Genomic DNA, 10,869 nt, shown 5'->3' with positions numbered 1-10,869 from the left:
CATGAAAAGCACACCGTTCATCACCGAGAGTCTGCTGCAGCGCTGTCGCAGGGAACAGGCCAACCAGTTCCAGCGTGCGCGACAGAGCTACGACCCCGCCTCGCTTGATGATCGCAAGGAGCTTTCACTACTGGTCGAGGAGGCGATTCGGGAGGGGGAAAACTACACCTCGATCGCCCGCGGCCATCAGCATATCGGCCTGACCGAATCGGACCTGCTGGATCTCATCGGCCCCGAGAACGCCATCCGGGAGCGCATCGAGCGATTTCAGCAGATTTGAACCTGTCGCTCAGTGACCGCAGTGGCGCCGATACCGCTCGGATTCGGCGCCCAGCGTCACGCGCTCGTTGACCTTGCTGTAGTAGAACGGCGAAAAGGAGTGGCGCTGCCCGGCGGCCCGATACTGGCCGCACACGCCGTACCCCTTCTGAATCTCTCTCATCGCCTGTAACTCGATCTCGTCGTCCCCGCCCAGTTGCCGGGCGATCAGGGACTTGATGTCGTCGTCGACCTGGCTATCCGACAAGGCCTGCCCACCGAAGATGACGGCGAACGCCAGCAGGATGGCGGCGACGGGGATGTAGAGATTATGCATGGAGAGAGGCTATCTGGCCGGCTGGGGAAACGCGATGATAGCGGATCCCGCCCCGTTTCGCACAGGCGTGGCGGGCGATGCGTCCCCATGACGCGGACGATTGCCCTGCAAACAAGAAATGTAATAACATTACAAAATAAACCGAACGGAGAATCCCATGAAAGCCGGCATCCACCCCGAATATCGTCAGGTGATCTTCCACGACACCAGCGTCAACCAGTATTTCAAGATTGGCTCGACCATGACCTCCGACGAGACCATCGAGTGGGAGGATGGCAACACCTATCCCCTCGTGCACCTTGACATCTCCTCGGCATCCCACCCGTTCTACACCGGCAAGCAGCGCGAGGTCGGCACCGAAGGCCGTGCCGCCCAGTTCAAGCGCCGTTTCGGCAGCGTGACATCGCGTCGCCAGAGCTGAATCGGAAAATCGCCCCACCGAGCAGAGCACGTCTCGGCCGCACCAGCGACCGAGACGCCCAGCCAGAGCTGGCTCACGCTCCATTCAACGCGTCGCGTTATCGACGTGGCGCGTCGTCACGCCTTGGGGCAGCGTTTCCGCCATGCGGAAATTGACCGCCACGATGGGGTCAGGGTCGCCCGCCAGCGTCTGGTAATGCGTCACACAACCGCACGCGGCGCAACGCAGGAACTCGATCTCCCGGTCACCACGCTGATACGACTCCCTGCCCGCCGTCCCAGTGACGATCTCTACCTCACCAGGGCGAAAATAGCCCCAAAGCGCCATGTAACGTCGGCAGATTCCGCAATTGCAGCAAGTCACCTGCGCGGGGTCGGGGGCGGAGAGCCTGACGTTACCGCAGTCGCACTGTAGCTTCATCACTCGGCGAATTCTCTTGGTGGCTGCATCAACTCGACGACGCAACCATCCGGCCCGACGATATACATCACCTTCGTTCCTTTCTTCTCGCCTGCCGGTATGGTCTGAACCTCGCCCTGCGCCTGCCAGCCGTGAAGACTGACACTGCCGAGAGTGGCCTCGATGTCGTCGACATCGAACGCGAGATGAGCGACTCCCTGGCTGTAACCGCCGCCGCGCGGAGCCTCAGCTTCGAGCGCATACTCCAGCAGCTCGACAGGAAAACCATCGATTTCGACGATGGCCATTTTCACGGTCGTATCTGGCGCACCGGTCACATGGGAGAGAAACGGGCCGGACATCTCGCCTTGGCGAACCAGCGTGGCACCGAAACACTCGCACCAGAACCGTATCGTCGATTCCAGGCAGCGTACGCTGAAACCAACATGATTGACTCGGGGGGCCGCTGGGTAGCTGCGATTGGGCATGAAGACCTCATGAGCAGCCCGGAGCAATGGTATCTACGAGACGTTTGGCCTCACATTCACTCTGCTGCAAACGCAAAAACACCAAGGCCCGCGTGAGCGGGCCTTGGTGCTGGAATCTCTATCGCGCTAGGGCGATGGATCTACCGAAAGTCTTAGAGCGGCTTGATGTTAGCAGCCTGAAGACCTTTTTTGCCCTGAGTGACGTCGAAAGAAACTTCCTGACCGTCCTGCAGAGACTTGAAGCCGTCAGCCTGGATCTCGGAGAAGTGTGCGAACAGGTCGTCGCCACCGTCTGCCGGAGAAATGAAGCCAAAGCCTTTAGTGTCGTTGAACCACTTAACTGTGCCAGTTGCCATGTTCCGAATTCCTTATGCGCTTAGCGCGTAATTGCGATTGCCGGGTGCTACCCGATGTAGTGGGTAAAACAAGGGGATATAACCAGGCTACCGAATGATTCGAGTGCAACTGACAATATGCGACTTGCTAACCAACTGATCGCCAGTCTGCGCCCTCATCGCCCGATAGTCAACAGGTGTGTTGGTCGGAAGGCGAAAATCTTGTCGTCTCGACCTAACGTCTTCATTTTCCTGCCCATCCCGATGCGGCTCTCCTCCCCCGGCAGGCCGCCGCCGGCTCGGGAACCATGACGATCTCACCCCGGCACCGCGGGCGTTTCCACCTCCTCGGTTATCGCGCCGACCAGACCGCGAACCGCGCTCGAGTGACGCTGTCGCCCGGTCCGGAGGAGATAGACGATCGGCGGCGGCTCGGGAAACGGTGCCTGCATCACCTCCATCTCCGGCGTCACATGGCGGCGATTCAACAGCGTCACGCCCAGCCCCGAGAGTACCGCCGACTTCACGCCGGCGACGCTCGCACAGGTCATGACGGTATTCAGGCCCGGGGAGAGCGACTGCCCCGCCTCCATCGCCCACTGACGGTAGAAGCAGTCGTCGTCGAAGGCGACGAACGGTATCGAACGGCTCATGTCCAGCTCGAAGTCCCGGGACTTCACCCAATGCAGCGGCTCCCTGGCGACGACGGTATCGGACACTCGCTGACGATGCTCGAACACCTGCATGAAGCCGACGTCGATCTCGCCACGGTCGAGCTGCCCCTCCAGGGTGAGACTCTGGCCGACGTGGGTCCGCACCGAGACATCCGGATGCCGACGGGCGAACCGACCGAGGATACGGGCCACGCCGCCGCTGGTCGTATCCTCGGTCACGCCGAGCCGAATCTTTCCTCGCAACGGCTCCGTCCCCAGGCAGGAGAGCGCCTCGTCGTGAAGTGCCAGGATGCGCCGCGCATAGCCCAGCAGTTTCTCGCCCTCCGGCGTCAACAGCCCCGCCCCGCTGCGCCGGGTCAGCAGCTCACAGCCGAGCGCGGTTTCCAGCCGGCGGATCTTGTGCGAGATCGCCGACTGAGACAGCGCCAGCGACTGTGCCGCCCGCGTGATTCCACCCGTCTCCACGATCGCTGCCAGCGCCTGTAGCGCGCCAAGCTCCAGCCTCGCACTCATTCGTCGTACTCCTCGCCCTTCGGTTCGCGTTCGCAAAGACGCGACCCACGCCATGACAAAAATAGATCGATTCCATCATAAACCTCATTTGTGTCATGCAGGGAACTTTCGCAAGCTCATCGATACCCACCCACACGGAGCCACACCATGAATCCGATCGCGACCGACAACGTATTGATCGATGGCAAGCGTATCGCCCACGGCGTCTACGGTGAGGGCGAGCCCATCGTGCTGCTGCACGGCACGCCCTCCTCCTCTCTCATCTGGCGCAATGTCGTGCCCCGGCTGGTCGGGGCGGGCTATCGTGTCCATCTCTTCGACCTGCTGGGCTACGGCCACTCCGAACGCCCCCGGGATCCCTCGGTCGACACCTCGATCTCGGCCCAGGTCCCGGTGCTGGAAGCCCTGATGGACCACTGGGGGCTGGAGACGGCACACATCGTGGCCCACGATTTCGGCGGAGGCATCGCCCAGCGGCTCGGCGTGTTTCACCCACGCCGGTTGCAGTCGCTGACGCTGATCGATGTCGTCAGCTACGATAGCTATCCGTCGCCCAGGACCCGCCAGCAGATGGCCGCGGGGCTGGAGCGACTGATCAAGGTGCCCGACGACGAACACCGCGCGCATTTCAGGGAATGGTTGTTGACCGCGGTCCATGACCCGCAGCGTTTCGAGTCATCCGCGCTCGAGACCTACCTCGACTTCATCAGCGGGCCCATCGGCCAGGCCAGCCTGTTCCAGCATCAGATACGCCACTACGACCCGAAGCACACCCTGGAGGTCGCCGCCCGCCTGCCGGAGCTCGGGCGAATTCCGGTCAAGCTGATCTGGGGCGCGGACGACGCCTGGCAGAGCGTCGACTACGCCTATCGCCTGCATGCCGACATACCGGGGTCGGATCTCAGCGTGCTCGATGAGTGCGGCCACTTTTCGCCCGAGGACCGGCCGGAAGAGATCGCCCGCCTGGTCATCGAGTTCCTGAAGCGCTGACGGCATCGGGGCGACGAAGGAATCCGGCCCACGGTCAGGGCCCGGAGCAGGAACCTGCGCCACGCGCCGGAGAGTGACGGTCCGACGCGTGGCGTGCCCGACATTGCGATGGCTCAGTGCCCGGCTTCATGCCCAGGTTGCACCGGCGGTTGAAGCTGCGTGGTGACATCTTCCTGGCCAAAGCTGTCGGCAAGAAAATCGAGCAGCGAACGCACGGCGGGCAACAGACCGCGTCGCGAAGGGAACACCGCCTGGACCACGCCGTCGCGCGGCACCCAGTCGGGTAGGACGTCCACCAGACTCCCCTCGGCGATATCCGACCCCGCCACCAGCATCGGCAGTTGCACGACCCCCAGGCCCGCCAGGGCCGCGCGACGCAGGGTGACCATGTCATCGGTCACCAGTCGCGGGCGATGATCGATCAGCGTACTCACCCCATCCGGCCCTTCAAGGCACCAGGTATGGCCCGTGCCCGGCCGCTCCCAATCGAGCGACGGCAAACCGTGGAGATCCCCCGGCACACGCGGGCGGGCGAAACGCTCGAACAGCGCGGGCGACGCCATCAGACGCTGCGGGCTGCGCGAGAGCAGGCGCTGGCTGAGATCGCTGTCCTCGATGGGCGGGAATCTCACCCGTATCGCCAGATCGAACCCCTCCCGAACCACATCCACCCGCCGGCCACTGGCCTCCAGCTCGACCCTGACCAGCGGATGCCTCGCCATGAACGCGGTGAGCAGATCCCCCACGATGAAGCAGAGCAGGCCCGGCGGGCAGCTCATCCGTACCAGCCCCTGGGGCTCGGCGATCGAGCGGTCGATGGTCTCCTGGGCCGCCTCGGCCTCCACCACCATGGCAGCGCAGTGCTCGTAGTACGCCCGCCCAAGGTCGGTGACGGCCAGGCTGCGCGTCGTGCGGTGGATCAGGCGCACACCGATACGGGTCTCGAGCTCGGCCACACGCCGACTCAGCTTGGACTTCGGCACCCCGATCGCCCGGCTCGCCGGCGCGAAGCCGCCGTGCTCGACCACCTGGACGAAGTAGTAGAGATCGTTGAGATCCTGCATGTAATCGTTCCATGAATGAGACGCTGCGTTGGATTTTACCCCGCTAATCGGGTCGGCGTCCCACCCGTACAATCATCCCATCGACGCACTTCCTCATCACGGGACGCCGAACGACCGGCGAAGGAGATCACAGTGAAAGAGATCACGGGTATCTATTCCGCTCCTCGGGCCCACTGGGTCGGCAACGGCTTCCCCGTGCGCTCGCTGTTCACCTACGACCGCCTGGGTGCGCATCACGTCACGCCGTTTCTGATGCTCGACTACGCCGGGCCGAGGGATTTCACCCCGGCGGTCAAGCCACGCGGCGTCGGCGCGCACCCCCATCGCGGCTTCGAGACCGTGACCATCGTCTACGACGGCGAAGTCGAGCACCGGGATTCCACCGGCAACGGCGGCATCATCGGCCCGGGGGACGTGCAGTGGATGACGGCCGGCAACGGCATCGTCCACGAGGAGTTCCACTCCCCGGCCTTCACCGAACGCGGCGGGCGTTTCGAAGTCGTTCAGCTGTGGGTGAACCTGGCGGCCGCGAACAAATCGGCGCCCCCGGCTTACCAGTCGCTGAAGGCCGCCGAGATCCCCCGTCTCGAACTGGCCGAAGGCGCCGGGCATCTGGCGGTGATCGCCGGGGAGTTTACCGGAACGAGCGGCCCGGCACGGACGTTCAGCCCCATCAACGTCTGGGACCTGCGCCTGAACCGGGGCGGCTTCACCACGCTCAGCGTGCCGGAAGGCCACACCACGCTGATCGTCGTGCTCAGCGGCACCGTGCAGCTCAACGGCACCAAGATCGCCCGGGACGCCGAGCTCGCCCTGTTCGCGCGGGAAGGCAGCGAGATCGCGGTCGAGGCCAACAACGACGCCAAGCTGCTGGTGCTGACCGGGGAACCGATCGACGAACCCGTCGTCGGCTACGGGCCGTTCGTCATGAACACGAGCGAGGAGATCGAAGACTCGATGCGCCAGTTCCAGGCCGGAGAGTTCGGCACCACGGCGTGAAGGATTCGGGCGTTCTCGCCAACGCCCGACGCCCCGCGGGATATCGACGTCGATATCCCGCCTCTTCAATAATAGAAGGAGATGGATGATGGCCTATTCCTACCAGAGACTCGACAAGAACGATGTCGCCGTGCTGATGATCGATCATCAGGCCGGACTGCTATCGCTGGTTCGCGACTTCGGCCCCGACGAGTTCAAGAACAACGTGATGGCGCTTGCCGACATCGCCGAGTTCTTCGACCTGCCGACGATCCTGACCACCAGCTTCGAGGACGGCCCCAACGGCCCGCTGGTGCCGGAGCTGAAGGCGAAGTTCCCCGATGCGCCCTATATCGCCCGCCCCGGCCAGATCAACGCCTGGGACAACGAAGAGTTCGTCCAGGCCGTCAAGGAGACCGGCAGGAAACAGCTGCTGATCGCCGGCGTGGTCACCGATGTCTGCGTCGCCTTCCCGGCCCTGGCCGCGCGCGAGGCGGGCTACGAGGTGTTCGTCGTCACCGATGCCTCCGGCACCTTCAACACGACCGTGCGCGACGCTGCGTGGGATCGCATGTCCCAGGCCGGCGTGCAGTTGATGAACTGGTTCTCGGTCGCCGGCGAACTGCATCGCGACTGGCGTAACGACATCGAGGGCTTCGGCGGCATTCTCGCCAATCACCTGCCCCACTACTCGAACCTGATCCAGAGCCGCGATGCGACGCTGAAAAACTAGCCGAGCACCGCAACCACGCTGCCGCCGCCGATACACTCGGCGGCGGCAGCCTTTTTGCGCCGCGGGTTTCACGCCCAGGAGGCCTCGCGAGAGCAGTCCGGTTCGCACCGCCGGGAACGAGACGACAGGCCACGCTGGCGCTCGATCCTGGACATTCGCCCGCCGGACCGCACGGCGCCGACTACGCCAGCGCGGTCTTGCCCACCAGCACCACGCCGAAGACGATCAGCATCATGAGGACCACCTTGCGGAAGGACTCGGCGCCCATCCGCTGGCGCACGGCCCCGCCAAGCCGGGTGCCGAGATAGACCGGCACCAGCCCCGCCAGCGAAATCCAGATCGAATCCGCCGTCATCAGGCCAAGCTTCGCCAGCCCCAGCGCCATGATCAGGCTCGACAGCGTGAACGAGATATTGATCGCCTGGATGAACCGCTTCGGATCGAGCCGCAGCGCCAGCAGGAACGGCAGAATCGGCATCACCTGCGACCCGGTCGTGCCGTTCACCAGTCCCGTCAGGAACCCCGAGACCGGTGCCAGCTTGCGCCCCAACCGATCCGATAGCGGCCGCCCGGGCCGAAACAGCGTGAACGCCCCGTAGACGATCAGCACGACGCCGAGTATTGCCCCGGCCACGAGACTATCGATGAGATCCAGCACGGCGAGACCGAGCAGCAGGCCGGGAACGGTCGCGAGGAACATCAGCCAGAAGCGTCGCAGCGTCTCGCCGAAGTGCCCCGCCTGCCGCATCACGATGAGATTGCTGACCAGCGAGGGGATGATCACCAGCGGCATCCCCGACTTCAGACCCAGGCCCAGCGCCAGGATGGGCAGCGCGGAGGTCGAAAAGCCGAGGCCAGTGGCGCCCTTGACGAAGGCTGCCACCAGGTAGGCAAAGGCGATGATCGCGATCGTTTCGAAATTCACGAGCGTTGCGACATTGACGACGCATCCCTGCAGGCGGAGGACCGAATGGCCGATTGGGCAGAAAGTGTGCGCCGCGCCTCGCGGGCTGACAATTTGACCAATGCCGAATTGCCCGCTTCAGGGGAAGATTTTTTCGAAGCGTTCCATGACCACCGCGCTATCGAAAGCCCGCCCTCTCCATCCGGGAACATCCGCTGCAGGATCGTTCAAGATTCGCCGCCTTCAGCGCTCTAGCCTGTCGAACCAACCGGAATCTGGTCATCGATGAGGCAAAGAGATGGAGATCGTTTTGTACGCGTTCACCGTGATGTACACACCCGGCCCGGTGAACCTGCTGAGCCTGAACGAAGGGCTGAGCGCCACACTCAGGGAGACGTGGGGGTTCTTCGCCGGCGTGGCACTGGCGATCTTCTGCTGGTTTGCCGTGATCGGTTTCGCGGGCCAGATCCTGATCGTCCGGGACCTGATCCCCTATATCGCGCTGGCCGGCAGCGCCTATATTCTCTACTTGGCGTTCAAGGTATTCACATCGACCCCGACGGCGGCCGGGGATCGGGACGAAATCCGTTCCGGAAGATTAAGCTTCGGCAATGGATTCTTCATGCAACTGCTCAACCCGAAGAACTCACTCGTCGTCATCCCGATCACTACGGTGATGTTCCCGGGCCGGGAAATCACCGGCACAGCGTTGATCGGCTGTTCGGCGCTCATCGCGCTGGGCGGCGGCGGCGCTCCCGCGCTCTACTTCTGGGCTGGCAAGATCGTTGGCAAGCGAATCCATCAACCGAGATACTTTCGTCTCTGCAACCGGATCGTGGCGATTCTGCTCGTCGTGGTCGCAGCGATGATGTTCTTCGATTACGTTGTCGTACCGCTGCTATGACAGGAACCGCCATGGCCGATAACAGTGCCGACTGGTGCATCGTGGCCTCGCCTTCTCGCATCGAGCGTCTCGAGGCTCGCTTTCAGGGTCATGCCTACGCCATCGGCATCACGCTGGATGGGGTGCAGAGCTTCCACTACCGGCGCGACTATCGGCACAGCCTGCCCGGCACTGTCATGGTGCTCCACCCGGACGAGGCTCACAATGGCCACGCCGGCGACGAGCGCGGGTTTCACTACCGCATGCTCTACATCGCCCCGGCGCTGATCCAGACCGCGCTGGGCGGCAGAACCCTGCCCCACATTACCGGCGGCCTGTCGACGGACCCGCGATTGAGAGAGGCCGTCCGCTTTCTCCTGACCTCGGTCGAGGCACCTCTGGATGCGCTCGAGGAGGAGAACGGCATTGCCGACCTGGCCGACGTACTGGAAGCCAACAGCGATACCCGGATCACCCGCTCGCGAGCGACACCCGACTACCGCGCGGCGAGCCGGGTTCGGGACTATCTCGATGCCCACACTCACGAGGGCGTGACGCTGGACGACCTGGAGTCGATCTCCGGCCAGGAGCGCTGGACGCTCTCCCGCGACTTCCGCGCGCTGTTCGGCACCAGCCCCTATCGCTATCTCACGCTACGCCGGCTGGATGTCGCCAGGCAGTACATTGCCACCGGCATCAGCCTCAGCGAAGCGGCACTCTCGGCGGGATTCGCCGACCAGAGCCACATGACCCGCGCCTTCGGTCGCGCCTTCGGCATGACGCCCTCGCGGTGGCGCTCGCTGCTGCGGCGGGGTTGAGGTGTTGGCCAAGCTCTGACTGAAAAATTGATGCGCGATAGCCAGACAAGGAAAGAATCGGCGAAAAGCCGGTCGGGCGACGCATTGGTTTTACGCGGCTAATGTTGATATTCCGGCGGCGCTGATATTACCCAGCAGATGCAACAATACCTGCAAAGCTCATAAATCGAAGATTAAGACATTTCCAATTTAGCAGCGCCTGGATGTATCCAAACAGCTTTCTCATAGAGTCCGGATAGTAACTGCAAATCTTCCCTAAGATATTCGAACACTTCAGCCGGAGACCACTCGGATCCGCCCATAAAAGGTAACCCAATCGATCTCAGCTTGTCGAAAATGCTAGCTTTTTCCAAATCATCTTGAGTATTAAGCTTATAGAGTCCGTCAGTTGCATCAAGCTTGAATCCCAGCGCCACTATCGCTGCACCAATCGAAGGCTCTTTAACCACGACATAAATATCATCAAGGTCAGCTTTTTTTACGTAACTTAATTTAGAAGCATCAGTCATTTATCAAAACCTCAAAAAGAGTCTTAACGGACGAATTATCTTTCGTCGGAATTGACTTTATCACCATTTCAGGATGTCCTCCAGGTAGATGGTTTCCAGGACCAAGAAAATAATCATTCCCCTCGAGAGGACTCCTTGGCAACATCTCCTTTATCCCCGTAACTTTTCTGACCTTAAAGCCGCCGGACAGAGAGTTCGGTTCCAGCCCCATGTTTTTCTCTATCCCAAGCGCCTGAGATTTCGATATATAGATTTTTCCGTTGACAGGACTAGAGTCAATCAACCCCGCAACACTTTTCTGGTCACTAATAAATGTTCCTTGACGTCCGATGGTTGGGTATCTATCCCAACCCGTAGGACTAATGTTGAACCCCTCATTATCCTGAAGCATCTTGTATTGTCTTTGACGAGCTTGGGCAATTCGGTTCCTTTCAAAGAAGCTGGAAATTGGCTTAGGTCCAGTAGCCATCCGAGCTGCGGCGGCACCAGCAACAAACGTGCCCCCTAACGTCATCAACTTCTGGCCGTCAGAGCCTGCCCCGTACAGCTCACCCCCTAGCCAGTT

The 10,869-nt window shown here is 62.0% G+C and carries 16 protein-coding genes; 7 read left to right on the top strand and 9 right to left on the bottom strand.

Features of this window, described 5'->3' with window-relative positions:
- A partial coding sequence (locus AC3AYF_RS12965; RefSeq protein ID WP_110598502.1) for a hypothetical protein occupies window positions 1-280 on the top strand: 280 nt, incomplete at its 5' end.
- A 9-nt stretch (window positions 281-289) separates the two neighbouring features.
- Here the strand turns inward: AC3AYF_RS12965 and AC3AYF_RS12960 are convergent.
- Entirely contained in the window at window positions 290-595 is a 306-nt protein-coding gene (locus AC3AYF_RS12960; RefSeq protein WP_295036552.1) for a hypothetical protein, read from the bottom strand.
- 157 nt (window positions 596-752) lie between these two features.
- On the opposite strand from AC3AYF_RS12960, the gene AC3AYF_RS12955 reads away from it, so the two are divergent.
- Window positions 753-1,016 (top strand): type B 50S ribosomal protein L31, encoded by a 264-nt coding sequence (locus tag AC3AYF_RS12955; RefSeq protein WP_110598504.1) that lies wholly within the window; start codon window positions 753-755, stop codon window positions 1,014-1,016.
- A gap of 84 nt (window positions 1,017-1,100) precedes the next feature.
- Here the strand turns inward: AC3AYF_RS12955 and AC3AYF_RS12950 are convergent, their stop codons facing one another.
- From AC3AYF_RS12950 to AC3AYF_RS12935, 4 genes are all read right to left on the bottom strand, one after another.
- Window positions 1,101-1,436: a GFA family protein gene (locus AC3AYF_RS12950; protein ID WP_295036551.1), complete on the bottom strand. Its 336-nt coding sequence runs from the start codon at window positions 1,434-1,436 to the stop codon at window positions 1,101-1,103.
- Window positions 1,436-1,903: a VOC family protein gene (locus tag AC3AYF_RS12945; RefSeq protein WP_295036550.1), complete on the bottom strand. Its 468-nt coding sequence runs from the start codon at window positions 1,901-1,903 to the stop codon at window positions 1,436-1,438. The genes AC3AYF_RS12950 and AC3AYF_RS12945 overlap by 1 nt, the downstream gene beginning before the upstream one ends.
- 152 nt (window positions 1,904-2,055) lie before the next feature.
- Complete coding sequence (locus AC3AYF_RS12940) at window positions 2,056-2,259, bottom strand: cold-shock protein (protein WP_071229947.1); 204 nt, start codon at window positions 2,257-2,259, stop codon at window positions 2,056-2,058.
- Between the two features lie 296 nt (window positions 2,260-2,555).
- Window positions 2,556-3,425 carry a LysR family transcriptional regulator gene (locus AC3AYF_RS12935; RefSeq protein WP_295036549.1) on the bottom strand — a complete coding sequence of 290 codons (870 nt, stop codon included), beginning with the start codon at window positions 3,423-3,425 and terminating at the stop codon, window positions 2,556-2,558.
- 147 nt (window positions 3,426-3,572) lie between these two features.
- Between AC3AYF_RS12935 and AC3AYF_RS12930 the strand changes: the two genes are divergently transcribed.
- Window positions 3,573-4,415: an alpha/beta fold hydrolase gene (locus AC3AYF_RS12930; RefSeq protein ID WP_295036548.1), complete on the top strand. Its 843-nt coding sequence runs from the start codon at window positions 3,573-3,575 to the stop codon at window positions 4,413-4,415.
- Window positions 4,416-4,528: 113 nt separating this feature from the next.
- Here AC3AYF_RS12930 and AC3AYF_RS12925 read toward each other — a convergent pair whose 3' ends face one another.
- On the bottom strand, window positions 4,529-5,479 hold the full coding sequence (locus AC3AYF_RS12925) for a LysR substrate-binding domain-containing protein (RefSeq protein WP_295036547.1): 951 nt from the start codon (window positions 5,477-5,479) through the stop codon (window positions 4,529-4,531).
- A 132-nt stretch (window positions 5,480-5,611) separates the two neighbouring features.
- On the opposite strand from AC3AYF_RS12925, the gene AC3AYF_RS12920 reads away from it, so the two are divergent.
- Together AC3AYF_RS12920 and ycaC are read left to right on the top strand one after the other, a co-directional pair.
- Window positions 5,612-6,478: a pirin family protein gene (locus AC3AYF_RS12920; protein ID WP_295036546.1), complete on the top strand. Its 867-nt coding sequence runs from the start codon at window positions 5,612-5,614 to the stop codon at window positions 6,476-6,478.
- Window positions 6,479-6,566: 88 nt separating this feature from the next.
- A complete protein-coding gene (gene ycaC, locus AC3AYF_RS12915) occupies window positions 6,567-7,190 on the top strand; it encodes an isochorismate family cysteine hydrolase YcaC (RefSeq protein WP_295036545.1) in 624 nt (207 codons plus the stop codon).
- 181 nt (window positions 7,191-7,371) lie between these two features.
- Here the strand turns inward: ycaC and AC3AYF_RS12910 are convergent, their stop codons facing one another.
- A complete protein-coding gene (locus AC3AYF_RS12910; RefSeq protein WP_295036544.1) occupies window positions 7,372-8,115 on the bottom strand; it encodes a sulfite exporter TauE/SafE family protein in 744 nt (247 codons plus the stop codon).
- Window positions 8,116-8,392: 277 nt separating this feature from the next.
- Here AC3AYF_RS12910 and AC3AYF_RS12905 point away from each other — a divergent pair, with 277 nt between their 5' ends.
- Both AC3AYF_RS12905 and AC3AYF_RS12900 read left to right on the top strand, forming a co-directional pair.
- Window positions 8,393-8,998, top strand: coding sequence for a LysE family translocator (locus tag AC3AYF_RS12905; RefSeq protein WP_295036543.1), 606 nt, complete (start codon window positions 8,393-8,395; stop codon window positions 8,996-8,998).
- A gap of 11 nt (window positions 8,999-9,009) precedes the next feature.
- On the top strand, window positions 9,010-9,795 hold the full coding sequence (locus AC3AYF_RS12900) for a helix-turn-helix domain-containing protein (RefSeq protein WP_487779820.1): 786 nt from the start codon (window positions 9,010-9,012) through the stop codon (window positions 9,793-9,795).
- Window positions 9,796-9,968: 173 nt separating this feature from the next.
- Here the strand turns inward: AC3AYF_RS12900 and AC3AYF_RS12895 are convergent, their stop codons facing one another.
- Together AC3AYF_RS12895 and AC3AYF_RS12890 are read right to left on the bottom strand one after the other, a co-directional pair.
- Window positions 9,969-10,304, bottom strand: coding sequence for a hypothetical protein (locus tag AC3AYF_RS12895; RefSeq protein ID WP_295036541.1), 336 nt, complete (start codon window positions 10,302-10,304; stop codon window positions 9,969-9,971).
- Window positions 10,297-10,869: hypothetical protein (locus AC3AYF_RS12890; protein ID WP_487779819.1), on the bottom strand; the 573-nt coding region annotated here is incomplete at its 5' end. The genes AC3AYF_RS12895 and AC3AYF_RS12890, both read right to left, overlap by 8 nt.

It is taken from the genome of Salinicola sp. (genome assembly GCF_982684285.1).
The sequence above is the reverse complement of the archived record's forward strand: the minus strand, read 5'-3'. Positions and strand labels throughout refer to the sequence as shown.